The following is a 20,707-nucleotide window of genomic DNA, read 5'->3' as shown; positions in this document are numbered from 1 at the left end:
GTAACTCGGCCCCAATCAGTAGGCGTCGACTCTGGTGCGTAAAGGCCGCGATTGAAGCTGCGCATAGGGTTCTTTTGCGCCTGCCGTTGGCTTTGTTTTTTCCATCGCTTGCAGTTGCAGGAGGATCACCTGCGCCGCAATGCTGGCTCCCTCGCGGCTGAAGTGGCCGTCGGGGGCATACATGTGCGCAGGATCCGACCGGCCGCGGAAAGCCTCGTAGAGATCGATGACCTCGATCCCCTCGGCGGCAGCGGAATCGAGCACCCTCGTCCTGAGCTGATCGAAGGGCGCATAGGTCGAGAGCGGTCCCATGAAGCGATCGAGCCTCGGCACGTAGACCAGAGCAAATGTTCCGCCCCAACTTTCCGTGAGTGCCTTCGCACGGTGCAATGTTTGCCTAAACTCCGGTATTTCGGCAGCGACCTTCGGGTAGGTCAGCCCGAGCCTTGTGAAGGTTTGCTGCAAGGCGATGAAGTTCCGCAACAGCGCTGTCCTCGTAAGGACGTCGACTACCGTTATCGCGTCCCTGCTGCGTTCCGCTGCTGCAATCCGAGCGAGACGAATGGTCTCTTCGGCGGTCGCTTGCGATCCATAGTTTGCATCCGGCGAAAGCACCGTGCGCAGCCATGGCACCGCCAACTCGCTCTTGAGATTCTCCCAGTCGTTACCCTCGAAGAAGGTCATCAGCACGAGCCGCGGCTGAAGAAGATCGCCAAAACGACCAAGGGTCGCCAGTTCTATCAACGGCCCGTTTCCCCGCATGCCCATGCTGGCGGTAGCTAGCCCGCCGTCGCGTAGCCGCGCCGCGAGATCCTCGCCCGGCGGCAAGCAGAAGCCCTCAACGAAGGAGTCGCCCAGCAGCATCAGGTCCAGGTGCTTTTCATAAAGATGGTCGGGGTTGTTGAAGCCGTAACGATCCGCTGTGTAACTGACGATGCCGCTTTCCGATGTGCACAGCACCACTTGCGTCGATGGAAAGCCCGACAGCAGCGCTTTGGAAAGTTCGTTCGTGCCGGAAAGGCGATTGAGGCGACGCAGCGTGAACCCGCGGACCACATCCTGCGTGCGCCCAAGCGCCTCGTCCTGCTCTTCGGTGTATTGGCCGAGCATTCCCAATCGGACGGAAACTGTCGTTGCCGTCAGCTTCGCCTCAAAGAGGAAGAGTGCCAGCAAGACGCTTAAGCCGCATGTGCCAACAAGGCCGGAGATGGAGGGCTTGGCAAACAGGCCCACGATCGCGAACGCCATCCCCAACAGGCCAGGGACCAGCACGTAACGTATGAAGTGCGGCGTCTCGGATGCGTATTCCTCAAAATGCAGCAGGGCGTAGACAGGGCCGAGCAACAGATACAAGGCGGGAAGTGCACAGGCTAGGAAACCGAGATATCGCTTCGTCATGATTATCCCTCGCTTGCATATCCATCGACAGCTCGTACAGCTATCGGAGCGCCGCATTTCGAGTGGACAATCCTGCTAATGCTTACGGGCGAGGGATCATCCCTCGCGGTAAAATTCATGTACGGGAACGCACCCAAATATCAACGGCTGGAGCAATGCTAGTTTTCGCAATGGTGTCTATTTAACTGCAATCCACCATGTTCGAAAAGCCCGATGTGTATCCATCGCGAGGGTTTTAGTATCCGGGTTTAATTTTATATATCCTTTGGTATATTGATTGAACTGAGAGCTGCGGGTTCGATGCCCTTTATACTATTGGCCGTAGATATTTGAAAAATCTAGCACTTTCGCGGAAGTGCCCCATGAGACAATCACAAGGGATTCTTCTCGAACATGCGCCGAGGGGCTGTCCAATCGCATCTGCGGTTATATCGCCGGCGGAATTTTAGTCGCATTCGTGCTTGCGGATGGCGGGTCGGGGCGCGCTGACGTTCGCGCTCATCGCCGTTGCCACCATCAGTTCTGACGCGATCACGATCGATCACTGGCGCCACGAGTGGAGGAAATGCGACATGGAGATCTTACGTGAGCTCTGGGCCTACATGGGCGTCCGCAAGAAGTTTTGGCTCTTGCCGATCTTTATCATGCTCGGTGTGTTTGGTGCATTGTTGGTCCTGACCCAGGGTACTGCGGTAGCGCCGTTTATTTACACTTTGTTCTGATGTGAGCTGGTCAGGCGGATTCTCGGCATCTCTGCATTTTATCACGACAGCGCAGCAGCGATAGCCGATGACGGGGTCGTGCGCGCCGCCCGGAGGCGTGCTGCACGCGCAAGCACAACGCCGGCGATGGATGCAAGGGCGCATGGAAATCGGCCCCCGTCTTCGGTCGAGCGGCGCGCGCTGTCGAGCGGCGCTCCCACTGCGCTGGAAATATTTGAAAGTCTTTCGCCTGTAGCGTCGGAATGGATGGCTAGCGATCATTCGCGCGAAGACGCACAATCATGTCGCTCTGAATGAGGCAAGCGCTGCGCTCATCCGGGGCGGGCCGAAGGGCCGAGCTGGCCGCCCGACGTCTTGAATTCCGGGATCGGTCAAAAAGCAAAATGGTCGGGAAGTTGGAGGAGCATCAGCCCGGTCTCTGTCGTTCGGCTGCGTCGTGACGGCGTCTGCCAAGGGAGGAAAAATGTTTGAACGACTTTTCAAACTGAAAGAGCATGGGACGACCGCCCGCACCGAGGTGGTTGCCGGCCTAACGACATTCCTGACGATGTCGTACATCATCTTCGTGAACCCCGACATTCTGTCGACGACCGGAATGGATCGCGATGCGATCTTTGTCGCGACCTGTCTTGCCGCCGCACTTGGCTCGATCGTGATGGCCCTCGTCGCCAATTGGCCGATCGGCATGGCGCCGGGCATGGGGCTCAACGCCTTCTTTGCCTTCACCGTCGTCGCCGCCCTCGGCTTCACCTGGCAGCAGGCCCTCGGCGCCGTGTTCATCTCCGGTCTCATCTTCCTGTTGCTGACGGTCACGGGCGTGCGCAGCTGGCTGATTGCCGGCATCCCGCATTCGTTGCGCAGCGCCATCGCCACCGGCATCGGCCTGTTCCTCGGCATCATCGCGCTCAAGAACGCCGGTATCGTCGTCGACAATCCGGCAACGCTCGTCGGTCTCGGCGATCTCAAGCAGACCGGGCCACTGCTCGCGATCCTCGGCTTCTTCGTCATCGCCGTACTGGATTCGCTTAAGATCCGCGGCGCGATCCTGATCGGCATCCTCGTCGTCACGGTGCTGTCGATGCTGCTTGGCGTCAGCGAGTTCAAGGGTATCGTGTCGGCGCCGCCGAGCATCGCCCCCACCTTCCTGCAACTCGACATCGTGGGTGCGCTGCATGGCGGTCTGCTCCATGTCATTCTCGTCTTCGTGCTCGTCGAAGTGTTCGACGCCACCGGCACGCTGATCGGCGTCGCCAAGCGCGCGAAACTGGTCGAGGAAGGTAAGCCCAGCCGTCTTGGCCGCGCTCTGCTTGCCGACAGTTCGGCGATCATCGCCGGCTCGCTGATGGGCACGAGCAGCACTACGGCTTATGTGGAGAGCGCTTCGGGCGTCCAGGCCGGCGGTCGCACTGGCCTGACCGCGCTCACCATCGCCGTACTCTTCCTCGCGGCTCTATTCATCTCGCCACTTGCCGCTGCGGTTCCGTCCTATGCAACGGCGCCGGCGCTGCTCTATGTGGCTGGCCTGATGATGCGCGAACTCACCGAAATCGAGTGGGACGACCTGACCGAAGCGGCACCGGCTGCCCTGACCGCGATCGCCATGCCCTTCACCTACTCGATCGCCAACGGCCTTGCCTTCGGCTTCGTGAGCTACGTCGTGCTCAAGGTATTCACCGGCAAGTGGAGCGTCATCCACCCGGCGACACAGATCGTGGCGGCGCTGTTCGTCGTTCGCTTCGCGTTCTTCGGCAGTTGATCGGTTGACGTCCGGGACCGTGGTTGCCGCCCCCAACGGCCGTTTCCACGACAATTATAGTGGCCGGGTCTGCTCTGCAGGTCCGGCTTTTGCTTCTGTCCCACGACCATGGCGCCAAGGCTGGTCGTAGGGTGACATCGCCCGGCGATATCTGGCCCACGCGCGGCGTCTCTCACGCGTCGACCCACGCTCCCGAAATGCGGCAGCTGAAGAAGTTTTGACTTGTCCGATAGTTGTAAAAATATGTTGCCTTCGCCACAGGTTCTGCCATGATTTGAAAAGAAAAAATGAGCGAGATTCCGCGTTCTTCTCTTGAGAATTTGTAAAATTGGACACCGCATGGATGTAGTGCAGGACAGGCTCTTGATCGTCGCCGATGATCTCACCGGCGCGCTCGATACGGCGGCGCCATTCGCGGTTCATGGCTTCTCGGTCGACGTCGTTGCAGATGAGAGCGCGCTCGGCGAGGCGATTACGGGCGGCGCCGATGTGATCGCGGTGACGACGCGCAGCCGCGAGATCGAGCCGGCCGAGGCGGCGCGGCGCGTCCTTCTTGCGCAACAGGCGATGATGCCGGGCATGCGGCTTTTCAAGAAGGTCGACTCCCGCCTGAAGGGGAACGTCGAGGCGGAGCTTTCCGTCCTGGATTTTGCAAGAGCCGTCGTCTTGCCGGCGATCCCGGAATTCGGCCGGGTCGTTCGCAAGGGCGAGATCCGAGGCTTCGGGGTCGATCAGCCGATCGCCATTGCCGACCGCCTGGGCGCCGTCGCCGACCGCGCCGTCATGCCGGACACAGAGACGGTCGAGGAGATGCAGGCCGCCGTCGACGACATTGCATCCGGTGATCTTCTCGTCGGCGCCTTGTCGCTTGCCAACGCCTTGGCGCGCAGAACGGGCAGGCCGCGTGTCGAGCCCTTTGCCGCGCGCGAAGGGCGGCTGCTGATGGCCATCGGTTCCCGGGATCCGATAACTGTATCGCAGATAGAGGAACTGCGACGAGTCGTACCGGACCTCCGCTACCTCGCAGCACCGGCAGGACAGATGGAGCAGGCCGGGTACGGCTCCAAGCCCGCTGACGATGTGACCTTGGTGCAGGCGGTGGAAGGCGTAACACCAGCCAGGGCGTCGGACGTGGCAGCGGCGCTCGCGGAGTCTGCCGGCGCTTTTGCCGGCGAATGCCGGACGGTGCTGCTCTCGGGCGGAGCGACGGCGGAAGCCTATTTCGACCGCCAGCGCATTCGCGTCCTTCGCCTCGTCGGAGAAGTGCTGCCGGGCCTGCCGGTTGCCGAGCATGGCGGCCGATTCTACATTACCAAATCGGGCGGCTTTGGGGATTCCGACACACTTTGCAGGGTCGTCCGCGCCATGACGAGGAAAGAGGTATTGGCCTGATGCGCGCCGGAGAGCAGCTTTCGCACCGCAAGAGCCTGAGCGAGGTCGTCTTCGAACGGCTGCAGCATGCGATCAAATCGGGCGCCTATCAGAGCGACGAGCGTCTGCCGACCGAGCACGAGCTGGCAGCGGAGTTCCAGGTCTCCCGTCCTGTCGTGCGTGATGCCTTGAAAAGGCTTCGCGATCAGGGCCTCGTCTATTCGCGGCAGGGCGCCGGCAGTTTCGTTCGAATACAGGGTTTGCGGCAGCCGCTTGGCTTCGGGCCGCTCGAAAACATCGCCGATCTGCAGAACTGTTACGAGTTCCGCATGACGATGGAACCCGAGGCGGCGGCGCTTGCTGCCGAGCGGCACAGCGAAACGCAGATCCGGGTGATCAGGCTTGCGCTTGAAACCCTGCAGGATGCGACCAATCGGCAGCGCCACCGGGAGGACGCCGATTTCATGTTTCATCTGGCCATCGCGCAGGCCTCCGGAAACAACTACTTCTCGACCGCCATGGAAGCGCTCAAGGAACACATCGCCATCGGCATGCAATTCCACGGCCTGTCGCTGAAAAATTCCATCGCTGGCCTGCGCCATGTCTATGACGAGCACGCAGCAATCTACGAAGCCATTCGCGACCGAAAACCGAACCAGGCACGCGAATTCATGCGCCAGCATATCCGTGGCTCCCGCGATCGGCTTTTCGAGGGCCGACGGCCGGAGCTCACTTAGGACGGTTGACCTTCCACCTTTCGCAATATGCAGATGCCGTAGGCCTTCCGTGGTCCTGATGCGCATTTCAAGTCGGGCCGCGAACACGCACTTATCGGTCAGGCGCGGCATGCGCACCTCCTAGCGTCTGTCGCCGGCAGGTGGCTGAGGATAAGTGCGCCATCACGCCGTCAATAGCGGCGATTCACGTGAGCTGACGCCCCTTCAGAATGTCGCTCGATAGATATCGAGCACATCACTCGCAGACATATCGCGCGGATTGTTGTCCATCAATCTACGAATGGCGTGGGCTTCGCCGGCCCAACCCTCCAGGGCGTCCGGATCGGCGCCGTGAGCCGACAGCCGCATTTCGACGCCGAGATCCTCGCAGAAGCGGTAGGCTGCGTTCAGAACCCGCGACTCGTCGTCGAAGACGGGAAGTCCGAGCGCCTCGAGAATTTCCGCCGTCTTCTCCTTGCGCACCGGCGCGTTATAGGCGAGTACATGCGGGAAGATGATGGCATTGGCCAGCCCGTGAGGCAGTCCGAGCCGCGTGCCGAGCGGATAGGCTAGCGCGTGCCCTGCTGCCGTATTGACCGGACCCAGGCAAATGCCGCCGTAGTAGGATGCGAGCATCATGCCGGCGCGCGCTTCCGTGTCGCGGCCGTTCTCGACAGCCCGCGCGAGATGTTTGCCGATGAGGCGAAAGCCCATGCGGGCATAGCCGTCGATGAGGTCATGGGCGCGGATATTGGTGAAGGCCTCCACGCAGTGCGCCATTGCGTCGATACCGGTGGCAGCAGTTACCGCCGGCGGCACGGACCAGGTCAGTTCCGGATCGAGGATGGCGATATCCGCAAGCAGGTGCGGGCTTTCGACCGCCTTCTTGGAATGCGTGGTGCTGTCGGTGATCAGCGCCCGGATGCCGGCCTCGGAGCCTGTGCCGGCTGTCGTCGGCACCTGCGCCAGCCGGGTCCGGCGGCCTTCGACCTTGTCTGGTCCGACGACGTCGTCGAGCGACTGCGGGCCATCCCACAGGGCGGCGACGAGCTTGGCGACGTCCAGCACCGAGCCGCCGCCGAGGCCGACGACCAGGTCCGGCCTGAGCGCCCGAGCCGCTTCCCGGGCAGCGGCGAGTGCCCTGTCGTCCGGTTCGGCCGGAACGTCGGAAAAGATCGATGCCTTGTTGCCGAGGCCGAGTCTTTCTGCAAAGCCGATCGTGTGTTCCGACGCGATGATCAGCACGCGCCGGGCGTTCTCGGCCCAGACGCCGAGCCGCGCCGAGGAGCCAGCTCCGATCTCAAGGCGCTTCGGTTGGTGGAGCGTTATCGGTCTCGCCATCCCGTCCATGATCGCCACCTCACGCCTCTTCCAGCTGTACCATGCGCGCCCAGACCGCCTCGCGTTCCGTATCGGTCAGTTCCACGAGCGGGGGATTGACGCGAAGCCAGGCGTTGTCGCCGCGGCGACGCGCAACCATTGCCTTGACGGTCGGAAGCTGGACATAGGCGTTGGTGAGTTCGCGCCATGCGACGATCCTCTCCTGGGCGGCCTTCACCTCGCTCGCCCTGCCGGCGACGTCCCAGTTGTCGAAAACGAAGCGCAGATCACCGGCTATGAGGTTCGAGCTTGCCGTAATGCAACCGGCACCACCCGCCTGCAGCAATGGCAGCAGCAGCGGGTCGGCACCAGCCAGAACACCGAAGCCCGGGAAGGCCTTGACCATGGCCTTCATGTTTTCGAGATCGCCCGAACTGTCCTTGATGCCGACGACGATGCCCGGGAAATCCTCCAGCAGCCTGCCGATGACCTCATGCGGGATCGCCACGCCGGAAACCTGCGGGATGTGGTACAGCACCACCCTCAGCCGGTCGTCTCCGACGCCGTCGAAAATGCGCGCATAGGCGCGATAAATACCCTCGGCGCTGACGCCCTTGTAGTAGAAGGGCGGCAGCATGACGACGCCGCGAACGCCAGCCCGGACGGCGTGGCGGGTAAGTTCGATCGTGTCGGCGACAGCCGACTGGGCGGTTCCCGGCAGGAGTTGCTCCGGGCGGATGCCGCCGGCAATGGCCCGGTCAAGAATTTCCATGCGGTCCTTCAATCCGAAGGAATTGGCTTCTCCGGTCGTGCCTAGGAGGGCGATGCCGTGGCAGCCTTCTTCCAGCAGCTTCCGGCAATGGTCTGTGAACAGGCGGAAATCCGGCCTGCCATCGCTCGTTACGGATGTGGTTGCGGCGCAAAATACGCCGCCGATTTCGAAATCAGACATTTGCGTTCCTCCCGGCGATAAGCTTGCGCGCGTAGGCGATAGCGGCGTTCATGTTGACATGTTTGGCCTTGCCCGTACCGGCGATATCGAAGGCGGTCCCGTGATCGACCGAAGTCCGGTCGATCGGGAGGCCCACCGACACGTTCACCGCCGTATCGAAGGCGACCAGCTTGATCGGGATGTGACCCTGATCGTGATATTGCGCGACGACGAGATCGAAGCCGCCATGGTAGGCGCGATGGAAAACCGTGTCCGCCGAGATCGGACCCTGCACGTCGATGCCCTCCGCGCGCGCTTCGGCCACGGCCGGCGCGATGTGCTCGTCATCCTCCGTTCCGAAGAGGCCGTTCTCGCCGCAATGCGGGTTGATGCCAGCGACCGCGATCCTGGGGCTCTCATAGCCGATACGTTTCAAATGCGCGTTGCCCGCCCTGATCGTAGCCAGAATGCGCTCGGGTTTGGCGCGTCCGATAGCGTCCTTCAGGGAAACGTGGGTCGAGACATGGATGACCTTGAGCCGCTTTGACGCCAGCAGCATGAAGGCGGATTTCGACCCGGTCAGCGCGGTCAGCATACCGGTGTGACCGTCATAGTGGTGTCCGGCCGAATTGAGCGCCTCCTTGTTGATCGGCGCGGTGACGATGCAGCCGATCTTCCCGGCCATCGCCGACTTGACGGCGTGGTCGATGAAACGAAAGGATGCGTCGCCGGAGACCGCGCTGAGCTTGCCCCAGGGCAGCGGTGCCCCTTCGACCGGTACGTCCTCGACGATGTCACGGAGGTCGAGTTCGATGCCGAGGACAGCCTTGGCCGCCTCGAGCTGCGCCAGGTTCCCGAACACGCGCGTCGCGGCCCGGTCGGCGGCACTCATCTCGGCAAGAGACTTGACGATAATTTCCGGTCCGACACCTGCCGGGTCGCCCATGGTTATGCCAACGAGATTGCTCATTTCGGATCTCCGTCGATCCAGCCCCTGGCGAGCCGGACGTATTTGATCGCGCGCCGATGGAAGGTGAAGGCGATGTGAAAGTTGCCTTCTCCGTCCTCGAGAAGCGCCGGATAGGAAAGCTCGTGATTTCGGCCATCGAGCGAATTGTTCGAAAGGCATGTGCCCGGGCCGTCTTCGACCACGCGCCGAAGCGGGAAGGTCCTGCCGCCGTCCGTCGAAACGCACAGCGTCAGCGGCGCCCGTGGAATGCCCCAGATCGGCGTTATACCGCCCTCGGCGTTCGGACGATGATCCTCCTCGCCAAGTTCATCATAGAGCGAATCGCGCCGGTCGCTCGACGCTGCTGACGAGACCGGATTGCAGAGCAGCGCCACCCGCCCGTCGGCGAGGCGAACGGCCGCGATCGAGGAATTGTTGTTGGGCACGTCCGTCGCTTCCGGTGCCGTCCAGCTGCGCCCGCCGTCGCGGCTCGTCGTACGGTAGACGAAGTCCGCCTGGCGGCGGCGGAAGAACGCGACCATCTCATTGCCGTCGAGAGGCACGATCGTCATATGGACGCAGCCATAGGACTGCGGGACCTCGGTGACCGACCAGGTTGCGCCCTCATCGAGGCTGACCGCCACGGCCGCGGTGTCGTGCGTGCCGGTCCAGCGCGCGCCGGGGCGAGGGTTGCATAGGAATAGAGGCAGCATCCACGCCCCATCGTCACGCCGGACGATCGTCGCCCGGATGAACGTCCCAGCCGCCAGTCCAAGATCACGCGGCGGTCCCGAAACGGGCGTTCCGTCCTCAAGGGTCAGGGATCGCTCGCGCACGCGGCTTTCGTCCTGGTTCCCCGATGGCTGCGCCGTGTGAAACAGGCTGACGCCGCCATCGGGGCGAACGAAGATCATCGGATTTTGTTCGGAACGATCCCGATCGTCGCTGACTTGAACTGCGTTCGACCAGGTGTCGCTCCCGGGCGCAAGGGTCGAGAGGTGAATGGAGATGTCCGATTTGCCCTCGAGCGTCCCGGCAAACCAGGCGCAGGCGAGCGAGCCATCCGGCAGGAATGCCAGGAACGACGCGTGATTGTGAATCCTGGGCGAGGGCAGAAAGGCCTCTTCGCGGTCCGCCTCCGTGCGCACAACGCGCCCGTCCATGCGTGTTCCGATCTCTTCCGGCGTCAATTCCTCTCTCCCTTTCCTGTCGATATGCAAAAGAAGTCAAAGAAAGTAGATGTTGTCAAGTTGAATATGCGCCTATCAAATTGATGCGTGCCGTCAATCTGCGACAAAAATGCAATAATATCAAATGAATATGACTCAGCTAAAAATGCTTGAGCGGATAATGAGATGCAATAGTTGACAAATTGGCAGTGTTGCGCCAGTCTGGTTTCAGTGAACGAGAGGAGCGTCACGGGAGAGCATGGCCGCAATCGTCAATCATCAGAGTGAGCGTACGACGGCCACGGCGCTGTGTTGTGTGGCGGTGGCCGCTGCGCTTGCTGCTGCAGACGCGGCTGTCGTCCGTCTCCTTGCTGGCGAAGTGCATGCGTTCGTCATCGGCTTCTTTCGCAGCCTCTTCGGTTTGGCGACCATCGTCCCACTGATTGTGGCGCGCCCTCGCGTCCTGAAATCCGGTTACCGGCTTCAGCATGTCACTCGCGCGGCATTGAAGCTTGCTGCGCTCGTTTGTTTTTTTATGGCCTTCGCCGCCGCGCCGCTCGCCGATGCGATGGCGATCATGTTCACAACGCCGATTTTCCTGATGCTCGGCGCCTGGCTGTGGCTCGGTGAAAAGCTGACGCCGGGCCTCGTTTTCGCACTCGTCGCGGGCTTTGCCGGTGCGTTGATCATCATCGATCCCGCCGGGCACGGCGGCATGGCGCCGGCCTTGCTTCTGGCGCTCGCCGGCGCCGGGCTTCAGGCGCTGGTCCAGCTGATGCTGAAGCGTATGTCGGACCTGGATTCGACCGAGACGCTGGTCGTCTGGAACCTTATCGTGACGGTGCCGTTGGCGGCTGTACCTGCGGCATTCTATTGGGCGACGCCCGATCTGCGCGAGTTCGCCTTGCTCGCACTGCAGGGCGTGATGGGAGCCGCCAACATGGCGTTGATGACCAAGGCGTTCAGCATCGCTGATGCATCGGAGATTGCGCCCATGGACTTTCTCCGCCTGCCCTTTGTTGCCGTCATGGCCTGGATCCTGTTCGGCGAGGTCGCCGGACTGTCCACCTGGCTCGGTGCCGCGATCATCTTCGCCGCGACGATGGTCGTCGTCGGAGGAGGGCGCCTGCGGCGGCGAGTGGCGGAAGATTGAAACAACCTGTCGCCGGTCGGCGGCAACCGATAGCGACGGCTCCGCAGCGCGGCCGGACACGGAACATTGAAAGCGCTAGCTCATCAGGGAGGAGTAGATGAAGGGCAAAAGACTGTTGTTGGGCTTGATGATGACCGCGTCGGCGGCAGCATCGGCCTGGGCCCAGGAGGCAAAGGACATCACGGTCGTTCTCGACGAAGAAGTCGACCTTGTGGAGCCTTGCATGGCGACGCGTTCGAACATCGGGCGCATCATCCTGCAGAATGTTTCCGAAACACTGACGGAACTCGACGTGCGCAACAACAAGGGGCTGATGCCGCGCCTGGCCGAGAGCTGGGAGGAGGCGAGCCCCGGCACCTGGCGCTTCCATCTGCGCAAGGATGCGAAGTTCTCCGACGGATCCGGCTTCGACGCCGGTGACGTCAAGCACTCGATCGAACGGGCGATGAGCGACAAGATCTCGTGCGAAAGCCCGCGCTATTTCGGCGACACCAAGCTGGAGACGAAGGTTGTCGACGACAATACGATCGATATCACCGCGACACCGGCGCAGCCCATTCTGCCGCTATTGATGACGCTGGTAACGATCGTGCCTGCCGAGACGCCGATCGAATTCACGCGTGAGCCAATCGGTACGGGTCCTTACAAGCTCGCGGAGTGGAAGGCGGGTCAGAGCATCACGCTTACGCGCCGTGACGACTACTGGGGAAGCGCGCCGGAGGTAACGAAGGCGACCTATGTGTTCCGGGCGGATCCTTCCGTGCGGGCGGCTATGGTTGCAGCCGGCGAGGCCGACATTGCGCCGCTGATCTCGGAACTCGATGCCAACGACGCGGAGATGGATTTCAGCTATCCCAACTCCGAAACCTTCTACATGCGGCTCGACCACTCCATCCCGCCGCTCAATGACAAGCGCGTACGCCAGGCGCTCAACATGGCACTCGATCGTGATGCCTTCATCGGCACGCTGCTGCCGAAGGGCGCGATCAAGGCGACAGCCATCGTGCCGCCGACGACCCTTGGCTGGAACCCCGACGTGAAGGTAGCGCCCTACGATCCGGAAGGCGCCAAGAAGCTGCTTGCCGAGGCAAAGGCCGATGGCGTTCCGGTCGAAACGCCGATCACCATCGTCGGGCGCACCAACAACTTCCCGAACGTGGTGGAAGTGCTCGAAGCCGCCCAGCAGATGTTCGAAGAGGTCGGCTTCAAGACGAAGCTGCAGATGTACGAGGTCGCGGAATTCGAGAAGCAGTATTCCAAGCCCTATCCGGAAAACCGCGGACCGCAGCTTGTCGCCGCGCAGCACGACAATGCGCGTGGCGATCCGGTCTTCTCGATGTACTTCAAGTACGACAGCAACGGCCGTCAATCGGGCATCGCCAATCCGGAGGTCGACAAGATGATCGCCGAAGCGACCGCGGCAACGGGCGAGGCACGCGCAGCCGATTGGAAGAAGCTCATCGGCTACCTTCATGACGACGTGGTTGCCGATGTGCTGCTGTTCCATATGGTTGGCTTTGCGCGGGTCAATCCGCGCGTCGATTTCACGCCGACGATCGCAACCAATTCGCAGCTGCAATTGTCGGAAATCCGTTTCAAGTAAGCGGATCCTGAAATGGGAAGGGCGGCGGCAACTCCGCCCTTCCATCAACAATCGGGAGTTGGACCGATGGGAAAAAAGATGATGAGGCGCATCGTGTCGAGTTTCTTCTCGCTCGTCGCGCTCGTGGTGATGGTGTTCTTCCTGTCGCGGCTGACGGGCGATCCGGCGGCCTTGTTCCTACCGATCGATGCGACGCAGGAAATGCTCGATCAGTTCCGCGAACTGCATGGATTGAACGATCCCTCTTATCCAGCAGTTCGGGCGATATGTCTGGGACGTGCTGCACCTCGACTTCGGAGACTCGATCCGCAAGGCGCGTCCCGCAATCGACGTGGTTCTCGAGTCCTTCGCCTGGACGCTGCAATTGGCGCTGATCACCATCGCGCTGGTTACGGCGCTCGCCATCACCATCGGCTCGATCGCGGCTTTCCGTCCGGGCGGCCTGTTCGATCGTTTTGTCTCGCTCGTTTCACTGATCGGCGCTTCGGCACCGGATTTCTGGATCGCGATCGTCGGCATCGTCGTCTTTTCGATCACGCTCGGCTGGGTTCCGACCTCGGGTACGGGGACGGTCTGGCACTGGATCCTGCCCGTCGCGGTGCTCTTCATCCGACCATTCGGCTTAATTCTTCAGGTGGTGCGCGGATCGATGCTCACGGCTTTCGGATCCGCCTACGTGAAAACGGCGCGCGCCAAGGGCGTCGGAAATCGTTCGATCATTTTCGTCCATACGCTGCGCAACGCCATGCTGCCAGTGATCACCGTCATCGGTGACCAGGCGGCCGCGATGCTCAACGGCGCCGTTGTCGTCGAGACGATCTTCGGCTTTCCCGGCGTCGGCAAACTGATGATCGATTCCATCCTGCAGCGCGACTTCAACGTGATCCTTGCGGCGATCATGGTCACCGCGCTTGCGATCTTCGTCATGAACCTGCTGATCGACATTGCCTACGCGTTGCTCGATCCGCGCCTCAGGACCTGAAGGCCATGACCATGTCCGGTACTTTGCCATCCACGCAGATCTCGACCAAGCAGCGCGGCAAGGCGCACGTGCTCATCGGCATGCTGTGGCGCGACAAGTTCGCGTTCTTCGCGACGGTCTTCCTCATCGTTGCGGTCCTGTGCGCGCTCTTCGGGCCGATGTTGCTACGCGAAGCCGCAGTCGCCCAGAACCTGCGCGCCCGTAACCTCGCTCCGTTTACGCTCGATAGGGGCTGGCTCTTCCTGCTCGGAGCCGACGCGCTCGGCCGTCCGTTGCTCGCCCGCATCGTAGTCGCCGCGCAAAACACGCTGATGATCGCCGCTGGCGCGGTCGTCTGTTCCGGTGTCGTCGGTGCGTTGCTCGGCCTCGTTGCCGGCTACGCGTCGGAGCGGGTATCGAACGTGATCATGCGGCTTGCGGACGTGATCATGTCCTTCCCATCGCTGCTTCTCGCGGTGATCGTGCTCTACATGTTGTCGCCGTCGGTCGGCAATATCGTGATCGTTCTCGCTATCACGCGGATCCCGGTCTATCTGCGCACGACGCGGGCCGAGGTTCTCGAAATCCGCCAGCGCATGTTCGTGCAGGCGGCGAAGGTCATGGGGGCTTCATCCCTGCGGATCGTCTTCCGCCATATTCTTCCCATGGTCGTCCCGACGCTCGTGACCATAGCGACGCTCGACTTCGCCTTCGTCATGCTCGCCGAGTCCTCGCTCTCCTTCCTCGGCATCGGCATTCAGCCGCCCGAGGTCACCTGGGGCCTGATGGTCGCGCAAGGCAAGCAATACCTCACCAACGCCTGGTGGCTGGCGTTCTGGCCGGGCCTGGCGATCATTCTCACGACGCTGTCGCTCAACCTGCTGTCGAACTGGATGCGTGTCGCCCTCGATCCGGCGCAGCGCTGGAGACTCGAAATCGGAGGCCGCAAGAATGGCTGAGCATCTGCTTGAAGTTCGCAACCTCTCCGTTCAGTTCCATACGGCCGGCGGAACGGTACATGCGGTGCGCAACATAAGCTGGCACCTGGACCGCGGCGAGACGCTGGCAATCCTGGGTGAAAGCGGCTCGGGCAAGTCTGTCTCCGCCTCCGCGATCATGAACCTGATCGACATGCCGCCAGGCGAGATCACCAACGGCGAGGTCATCTTCGCCGGCAAAAACCTGCTCGCCATGTCCGACGACGAGCGCCGCGCGATCAACGGCAAACGGATCGCGATGATCTTCCAGGACCCCTTGAGTCACCTGAACCCGGTCTTCACCGTCGGCTGGCAGATCATCGAGGTCATGCGTATTCATGGAGTGCCGGCAGAGGCGGCGCGCGCACGCGCGCTCGATCTTTTGAAGCGCGTCGGCATTCCCGCGCCGGAAACGGCGATGCGTAAATATCGGCACCAGTTTTCCGGCGGTCAGCGCCAGCGTCTGATGATCGCAATGGCGCTTGCGCTCAAACCCGACATTGTGATTGCCGACGAGCCGACGACCGCGCTCGATGTGACGGTGCAGGCCGAAGTGCTTGCACTTCTCGGCGAACTGCAGCAGGAAACCGGCCTCGGACTGCTGTTGATCACCCACGACCTCGGGGTCGTGGCCGACATCGCCGACCGGGTGGTCGTGATGAACGCCGGCGAGATCGTGGAGACCGGAACGCCGGATGAGGTCTATCACAATCCCAAGCATCCTTACACGCGCAAGCTGATTTCGGCCGCTCCCGGCCGGGGCGAGATGCATGAACCGAATGCCACCGGCGAGCCGCTTTTGAAGGTCGAAAATCTCTGCAAGTCCTATGGCTCCTTCACGGCATTGAAGGGCGTGACCTTCACGCTACAGCCGGGGGAGACGCTGGCCGTCGTCGGCGAAAGCGGATCGGGAAAGTCGACGCTGGCGCGCGCGCTGCTACGGCTCGATGAAGCGGATTCAGGCCACGCCTATTGGAAGGGCCGGGACCTTCTGAAAATGCCGGCCAAGGAGCTCTACCAGCTCCGACGCCAGCTGCAGATGGTGTTTCAGGATCCGACCCAGTCGCTCAATCCGCGCATGACGGTCTACCAGCTGATATCCGAGGCCTGGGTCATCCACCCCGAGATCCTGCCGAAGGCGCAATGGCGCGCGCGGGTGGAGGAATTGCTGACGCAGGTAGGCCTTTCGCCCGCCCACGCCGAACGCTATCCGCACCAGTTCTCCGGCGGCCAGCGCCAGAGGATCGCGATTGCCCGCGCGCTGGCTCTGCGGCCCGAACTCATCGTTTGCGACGAGGCGGTTTCCGCGCTCGACGTCTCTATCCAGGCGCAAGTGATCGCGCTGCTCGACAAGCTGCGGCGTGAACTCGGCATCGCCTTTATCTTCATCGCCCACGACCTGCCGGTGGTGCGCGATTTCGCCGATCATGTGATGGTGATGCAGGCAGGCGAATGCGTCGAAGTCGGCACCGTCAGGCAGATCTTCGAGAACCCGCAACGCGACTACACGCGCCGCCTGCTGGATGCCGGTCTCGACCCGGATCCGCGTGTCCAGGCCGCGCGGCGCATGCCAAACGTGCGGGTCGGCGTCGAAGTGGGCTGACCATCATACCGCCGGCAGTATCGGGAGGAGGGGCCTTCGCGCCCATCCCGATCTCGATGGCAAGTTACCGTACGAGGAACGGCTCCTCGAAGAAGTGTTCCTCCAGGTTCACGCCGTCACCGCCGCGGTCGATCACCGCGAAATCGGAAACACCCTCCAGGGGCGTCAGGATGCCGTGCCAGACGTTACGGGCTATGTTGACGCCCTGGCCCGGTGCCGCCAGGAAGGCGCGCGGCTCCCCTGGGCCATCGGCCGTCTCCTCGGAAACCACGACCAGGAACGGGTTGCGGCTGAGCGGGATGAAAGCCTGGCTCCCAAGCGGGTGACGCTCGACCATGGTCAATGTCAGGGGCAGGGCGTAAGGCTCGCCGCGCACGATGCTGATCATCGGGCGGGCCTTTTCGCCCGCAGTCTCGATCCTGGCGAGGTCGTGGTAGCGCATGCACCTGCCGCCGTTGATCGGAAAACTGTGGGCGTTTTCAGGCTCGATGACGTCGCCGAACGGCGCAAAAGCCTCGCGGGTCAACGGCTGGATCGCGATTTCCTTCATCTCGTAGCTTCCAGATCCTTCAAAGACGCATAGACGGCTGACGCCGCCGTCCGGTCATCATCGCATGTCCCTCAGTTTGGCAGCGTGTCCTGCAGGCGGAGGAGCGCAATCCTTTCCACCTGACGGCATGCCGTCTCGAATTCGGTTTTGCGGTCGTTGCCGATCCGGCTTTCGAAGGCGGCGAGGATCTCGTCCTTGCGCCTTCCCTTGACCGCCATGATGAAGGGGAAGCCGAACTTTTCGACATAGGCGCTGTTGAGGGTCGTGAACCGCTCGCGCTCGCCGTCCGTCAGCGCGTCGAGCCCGGCAGAGGCCTGTTCGCTGGTGGAGCTTTCGGTCAGGCGTCTGGCCTGGGCGAGCTTGCCGGCAAGGTCCGGATGCGCGTTGAGGACCGCGAGCCGCTCCTCATCCGTGGCGCTGCGAAAAGCATGGACGAGTGCGGCGTGGAGACCGATCGCCGTGTCATTGGCGGGCGAAAGTTCATCGGCGAAGGCGCGTTTGGCGATCCACTTCGAATGTTCGAAGACGCCGCCGAAACGGGCGACGAAGGCCTCTTCGGAAATCCGCGACGGGCGGCCGTTGTCGTCTTCGAAGGGGTAGGTCTTCGCCCAGTGGCGGGCGATGTCGATTCGGCGGGCAAGCCAGACCTTCTCATGCCCCTTCACATAATCGAGGAACCGGGCGAGCGCGGCGATCCGGCCCGGCCGGCCCGCGAGGCGGCAGTGGAGCCCAATGCTCATCATTTTCGGCGAGCCGGCGGCACCCTCTGCGTAGAGGACGTCGAAGCTATCCTTCAGGTAGCTGAAGAACTGGTCGCCGCTGTTGAAGCCCTGCGCTGTCGCGAAGCGCATGTCGTTGGCGTCGAGCGTGTAAGGAATGACGAGCTGGTGCCTGCCGCCGTGCTGATGCCAGTAGGGAAGATCGTCGGCGTAGGAATCGGAGACATAGTCGAAGCCGCCGGCCTCGGTCACGAGGTCAAACGTGTTTTCCGAGCAGCGGCCGGTGTACCAGCCGCGCGGCCGCTCGCCGGTGACGATCGTGTGGAGGCGGATCGCCTCGGCGATTTCGGCCCGCTCCCTTTCTACGCTGAAATCCTTGTGCTCGATCCATTTCAGCCCGTGCGAGGCAATCTCCCAGCCGGCCTCCTGCATCGCCGCGACCTGGGCGGGCGATCGCTTGAGCGCCGTTGCCACGCCATAAACGGTGGCGGGCAGATCGCGATCCGTGAACAGGCGGTGCAAGCGCCAGAAGCCAGCGCGCGCGCCATATTCGTAGATCGACTCCATGTTCCAGTGGCGCTGACCCGGCCAGGCTTGCGCGCCGACGATCTCCGACAGAAAAGCCTCCGACGCAGCGTCGCCATGCAGCACGCAGTTTTCGCCGCCCTCCTCGTAATTGATGACGAACTGGACGGCGATCCGCGCTCCGTCCGGCCACACGGCACGGGGATTTGGGCCATGGCCGTGAAGATCGCGGGGATATCTCATGAAATAAGCGCCTCCAGAAATTGTCTCTCAGGACAATTGGTAGCGAGAAAGCCGCTCCCTCATTCCCCTCAAAAAATTTGAAAGTCTCGAAGGCCGAGGCCGCTACACAAGCGCATCGCCCCTCCGGATACTGTGCAGTGGAAAGTCGACTTGGGGAGGAGCGAAACGCATGCAATCTCAAGGTGGAAACGCCGGGCGCCTGACGACCCACGTGCTGGACACGGCAAGCGGCAAGCCGGCCAGCAACCTGCGCATAGAGCTCTACCGGTTCGATGGCGAGCGGGCGGAGCATCTCGCCTCGGCGCGGACCAACGACGACGGCCGCTGCGACCGGCCGCTTCTCGCCGGCGAACGCATGGAAAGCGGCACCTACGAGCTGCGTTTCCACGCCGGCGAATATCTCGGCCCGGCTGCGGACCGCGGCGCCAATCCGTTTCTCGACGTCATCCCGATCCGCTTCGGGATCGCCGACCAGCAGGCGCACTATCACGTGCCGCTCCTGCTTTCGCCCTATGGCTATTCGACCTACCGCGGGAGCTGACCGGCCATGACGACAGAAATCCGCAACACGATCCGCTTCCTGCTGAACGACCGGCTCGTCGAGCTCGCCGACGTCTCGCCGGTCCAGACCCTGCTCGATTTCCTGCGCATCGACCGCAACCTGCGCGGGACGAAGGAAGGTTGCGCCGAGGGCGACTGCGGTGCCTGCACCGTGCTCGTCGGCCGACTTCTTGGCGGTCAATTGAAATACGAATCCATCAATGCCTGCATCCGCTTTGTCGGTTCGCTCGATGGCTGCCATGTCGTTACCGTCGATGCACTGGCTCAGCCGAACGGTCCGCTTCATCCGGTGCAGCAGGCGATGGTCGATACGCACGCCTCGCAGTGCGGCTTCTGCACGCCGGGCTTCGTCATGTCGCTCTATGGCCTCTGGATGGAAAATCCGAAACCGAGCATTCAGGAGATCGAAAAGGCGCTGCAGGGCAATCTCTGTCGTTGCACCGGCTACGCCGCGATCTTCCGTGCGGCGGAAGCGATTTCATCGATCGGGGAGATCGGAAAGGATCCGCTCGTCGCGGAGCGTGAAAATATCGGCAGGCAGCTTGCCGCGCTTCAGGATGGCCGCCGCGTCGTGATCGGCAAGGAGGCTGAACGCTTCGTGCTGCCGGCCTCCGCCGACGACTTCGCCGCCATCCTCGAAGCCGACCCCAAGGCGACGATCGTCGCGGGCTCGACCGACGTCGGTCTCTGGGTGACGAAGTTCATGCGCGATATAGCGCCGGTGGTGCACATCTCGCATCTCGAAGAACTGCGCCGGATTTCCGTCGATAGCGACGGCATCACGCTCGGGGCCGGTGTCAGCTATACCGAAGCCTTTCCGGTGATTGTGGAACACCTCCCGCAAATGCGGGAGCTGTGGGACCGGATCGGCGGGCAGCAGGTGCGCAACATGGGTACGGTCGGCGGTAACATCGCCAATGGTTCGCCGATCGGCGACACGCCGCCGGCGCTGATCGCACTTGACGCATCGGTAACACTGCGCAAGGGCGCACGGCGTCGGACCCTGCCGCTCGAGGCTTTCTTCATCGAATACGGGAAGCAGGATCGCGAACCCGGCGAATTTGTCGAAACCGTACGCATTCCCTTCCTCGACGAAGGAGCCCGCTTTGCCGTCTACAAGGTGACGAAGCGCCTCGACGAGGACATTTCTGCCGTTTGTGGTGCCTTTCGCGTATTCCTCGATGATCAGGGCAAGGTCGCTGACGCAACGATCGCTTTCGGCGGAATGGCGGGGACGCCGAAGCGCGCTTCGCACGTAGAGGCGGTGCTGAAAGGAGCGGACTGGAACGATGCAACGATTGAAGCCGGTGTGGCGGCTTTCTCCGAGGACTTCACGCCTTTGACCGATTGGCGCGCCTCGGCCGAATACCGAATGCTCGTGGCGAAGAACCTGCTTCGCCGCTTTTACCTGGAAACGCAGGAGGCCGGACGCGTCCGGCTCGATCGCGCCATCGCCGTCGCGGTATAGGGAGGTTTGAGC

The 20,707-nt window shown here is 62.3% G+C and carries 17 protein-coding genes and 1 pseudogene; 11 read left to right on the top strand and 7 right to left on the bottom strand.

Annotation, left to right across the window (positions count from 1 at the left end; genetic code table 11):
- Positions 1-15: 15 nt before the first annotated feature.
- Positions 16-1,398 (bottom strand): SGNH/GDSL hydrolase family protein, encoded by a 1,383-nt coding sequence (locus RB548_RS29660; RefSeq protein ID WP_331375969.1) that lies wholly within the window; start codon positions 1,396-1,398, stop codon positions 16-18.
- Between the two features lie 572 nt (positions 1,399-1,970).
- On the opposite strand from RB548_RS29660, the gene RB548_RS29655 reads away from it, so the two are divergent.
- The 4 genes from RB548_RS29655 to RB548_RS29640 all read left to right on the top strand — a co-directional run bounded on the left by RB548_RS29655 (position 1,971) and on the right by RB548_RS29640 (position 5,984).
- Entirely contained in the window at positions 1,971-2,120 is a 150-nt protein-coding gene (locus tag RB548_RS29655) for a DUF5989 family protein (RefSeq protein ID WP_331377149.1), read from the top strand.
- A 463-nt stretch (positions 2,121-2,583) separates the two neighbouring features.
- The gene (locus RB548_RS29650; RefSeq protein ID WP_331375968.1) at positions 2,584-3,876 is read left to right on the top strand and encodes an NCS2 family permease; all 1,293 of its coding nucleotides are present in this window, start codon (positions 2,584-2,586) and stop codon (positions 3,874-3,876) included.
- Positions 3,877-4,215: 339 nt separating this feature from the next.
- On the top strand, positions 4,216-5,268 hold the full coding sequence (locus tag RB548_RS29645; RefSeq protein ID WP_331375967.1) for a four-carbon acid sugar kinase family protein: 1,053 nt from the start codon (positions 4,216-4,218) through the stop codon (positions 5,266-5,268).
- Complete coding sequence (locus RB548_RS29640; protein ID WP_331375966.1) at positions 5,268-5,984, top strand: FadR/GntR family transcriptional regulator; 717 nt, start codon at positions 5,268-5,270, stop codon at positions 5,982-5,984. The genes RB548_RS29645 and RB548_RS29640 overlap by 1 nt, the downstream gene beginning before the upstream one ends.
- A gap of 204 nt (positions 5,985-6,188) precedes the next feature.
- Here RB548_RS29640 and RB548_RS29635 read toward each other — a convergent pair whose 3' ends face one another.
- Genes RB548_RS29635 through RB548_RS29620 form a run of 4 tightly spaced genes read right to left on the bottom strand, consistent with a single transcriptional unit; the run spans position 6,189 to position 10,353 of the window.
- A complete protein-coding gene (locus RB548_RS29635) occupies positions 6,189-7,313 on the bottom strand; it encodes an iron-containing alcohol dehydrogenase (protein ID WP_331377148.1) in 1,125 nt (374 codons plus the stop codon).
- 10 nt (positions 7,314-7,323) lie between these two features.
- Entirely contained in the window at positions 7,324-8,235 is a 912-nt protein-coding gene (locus tag RB548_RS29630) for a dihydrodipicolinate synthase family protein (protein WP_331375965.1), read from the bottom strand.
- Entirely contained in the window at positions 8,228-9,184 is a 957-nt protein-coding gene (pdxA, locus tag RB548_RS29625; RefSeq protein ID WP_331375964.1) for a 4-hydroxythreonine-4-phosphate dehydrogenase PdxA, read from the bottom strand. Before pdxA ends, RB548_RS29630 begins: the two co-directional genes overlap by 8 nt.
- On the bottom strand, positions 9,181-10,353 hold the full coding sequence (locus RB548_RS29620; RefSeq protein ID WP_331375963.1) for a sialidase family protein: 1,173 nt from the start codon (positions 10,351-10,353) through the stop codon (positions 9,181-9,183). The genes pdxA and RB548_RS29620 overlap by 4 nt, the downstream gene beginning before the upstream one ends.
- Before the next feature lie 238 nt (positions 10,354-10,591).
- Between RB548_RS29620 and RB548_RS29615 the strand changes: the two genes are divergently transcribed.
- The 5 genes and pseudogenes from RB548_RS29615 (at position 10,592) to RB548_RS29595 (ending at position 16,629) form a co-directional block, all read left to right on the top strand.
- The gene (locus tag RB548_RS29615; protein WP_331375962.1) at positions 10,592-11,485 is read left to right on the top strand and encodes a DMT family transporter; all 894 of its coding nucleotides are present in this window, start codon (positions 10,592-10,594) and stop codon (positions 11,483-11,485) included.
- Positions 11,486-11,582: 97 nt separating this feature from the next.
- Positions 11,583-13,088, top strand: a complete 1,506-nt coding sequence (locus RB548_RS29610) for an ABC transporter substrate-binding protein (RefSeq protein ID WP_331375961.1) — start codon at positions 11,583-11,585, stop codon at positions 13,086-13,088.
- A 66-nt stretch (positions 13,089-13,154) separates the two neighbouring features.
- Positions 13,155-14,070 (top strand): annotated as a pseudogene (locus RB548_RS29605) (ABC transporter permease).
- 11 nt (positions 14,071-14,081) lie between these two features.
- Positions 14,082-15,008, top strand: coding sequence for an ABC transporter permease (locus tag RB548_RS29600; protein ID WP_408642469.1), 927 nt, complete (start codon positions 14,082-14,084; stop codon positions 15,006-15,008).
- The gene (locus RB548_RS29595; protein ID WP_331375960.1) at positions 15,001-16,629 is read left to right on the top strand and encodes an ABC transporter ATP-binding protein; all 1,629 of its coding nucleotides are present in this window, start codon (positions 15,001-15,003) and stop codon (positions 16,627-16,629) included. Before RB548_RS29600 ends, RB548_RS29595 begins: the two co-directional genes overlap by 8 nt.
- A gap of 64 nt (positions 16,630-16,693) precedes the next feature.
- On the opposite strand, the gene RB548_RS29590 is transcribed toward RB548_RS29595, so the two are convergent.
- Both RB548_RS29590 and puuE read right to left on the bottom strand, forming a co-directional pair.
- Positions 16,694-17,179: an ureidoglycolate lyase gene (locus RB548_RS29590; RefSeq protein WP_331375959.1), complete on the bottom strand. Its 486-nt coding sequence runs from the start codon at positions 17,177-17,179 to the stop codon at positions 16,694-16,696.
- Positions 17,180-17,250: 71 nt separating this feature from the next.
- The gene (gene puuE, locus RB548_RS29585) at positions 17,251-18,666 is read right to left on the bottom strand and encodes an allantoinase PuuE (RefSeq protein WP_331375958.1); all 1,416 of its coding nucleotides are present in this window, start codon (positions 18,664-18,666) and stop codon (positions 17,251-17,253) included.
- A gap of 169 nt (positions 18,667-18,835) precedes the next feature.
- On the opposite strand from puuE, the gene uraH reads away from it, so the two are divergent.
- Entirely contained in the window at positions 18,836-19,207 is a 372-nt protein-coding gene (uraH, locus tag RB548_RS29580) for a hydroxyisourate hydrolase (protein WP_331375957.1), read from the top strand.
- Between the two features lie 6 nt (positions 19,208-19,213).
- Positions 19,214-20,695 (top strand): xanthine dehydrogenase small subunit, encoded by a 1,482-nt coding sequence (xdhA, locus tag RB548_RS29575; RefSeq protein WP_331375956.1) that lies wholly within the window; start codon positions 19,214-19,216, stop codon positions 20,693-20,695.
- The last annotated feature ends 12 nt before the right edge of the window (positions 20,696-20,707 follow it).

The organism is Sinorhizobium chiapasense, from assembly GCF_036488675.1.
Lineage (GTDB): Bacteria > Pseudomonadota > Alphaproteobacteria > Rhizobiales > Rhizobiaceae > Sinorhizobium > Sinorhizobium chiapasense.
The sequence above is the reverse complement of the archived record's forward strand: the minus strand, read 5'-3'. Positions and strand labels throughout refer to the sequence as shown.

Excerpts from the sequence above, each read along its gene's own strand:
- RB548_RS29660 (WP_331375969.1), bottom strand. The coding sequence starts at position 1,398 with ATGACGAAGCGATATCTCGGTTTCCTAGCCTGTGCACTTCCCGCCTTG.
- RB548_RS29655 (WP_331377149.1), top strand. The coding sequence starts at position 1,971 with ATGGAGATCTTACGTGAGCTCTGGGCCTACATGGGCGTCCGCAAGAAG.
- RB548_RS29650 (WP_331375968.1), top strand. The coding sequence starts at position 2,584 with ATGTTTGAACGACTTTTCAAACTGAAAGAGCATGGGACGACCGCCCGC.
- RB548_RS29645 (WP_331375967.1), top strand. The coding sequence starts at position 4,216 with ATGGATGTAGTGCAGGACAGGCTCTTGATCGTCGCCGATGATCTCACC.
- RB548_RS29640 (WP_331375966.1), top strand. The coding sequence starts at position 5,268 with ATGCGCGCCGGAGAGCAGCTTTCGCACCGCAAGAGCCTGAGCGAGGTC.
- RB548_RS29635 (WP_331377148.1), bottom strand. The coding sequence starts at position 7,313 with ATGGACGGGATGGCGAGACCGATAACGCTCCACCAACCGAAGCGCCTT.
- RB548_RS29630 (WP_331375965.1), bottom strand. The coding sequence starts at position 8,235 with ATGTCTGATTTCGAAATCGGCGGCGTATTTTGCGCCGCAACCACATCC.
- pdxA (WP_331375964.1), bottom strand. The coding sequence starts at position 9,184 with ATGAGCAATCTCGTTGGCATAACCATGGGCGACCCGGCAGGTGTCGGA.
- RB548_RS29615 (WP_331375962.1), top strand. The coding sequence starts at position 10,592 with ATGGCCGCAATCGTCAATCATCAGAGTGAGCGTACGACGGCCACGGCG.
- RB548_RS29610 (WP_331375961.1), top strand. The coding sequence starts at position 11,583 with ATGAAGGGCAAAAGACTGTTGTTGGGCTTGATGATGACCGCGTCGGCG.
- RB548_RS29600 (WP_408642469.1), top strand. The coding sequence starts at position 14,082 with ATGTCCGGTACTTTGCCATCCACGCAGATCTCGACCAAGCAGCGCGGC.
- RB548_RS29595 (WP_331375960.1), top strand. The coding sequence starts at position 15,001 with ATGGCTGAGCATCTGCTTGAAGTTCGCAACCTCTCCGTTCAGTTCCAT.
- RB548_RS29590 (WP_331375959.1), bottom strand. The coding sequence starts at position 17,179 with ATGAAGGAAATCGCGATCCAGCCGTTGACCCGCGAGGCTTTTGCGCCG.
- puuE (WP_331375958.1), bottom strand. The coding sequence starts at position 18,666 with ATGAGATATCCCCGCGATCTTCACGGCCATGGCCCAAATCCCCGTGCC.
- uraH (WP_331375957.1), top strand. The coding sequence starts at position 18,836 with ATGCAATCTCAAGGTGGAAACGCCGGGCGCCTGACGACCCACGTGCTG.
- xdhA (WP_331375956.1), top strand. The coding sequence starts at position 19,214 with ATGACGACAGAAATCCGCAACACGATCCGCTTCCTGCTGAACGACCGG.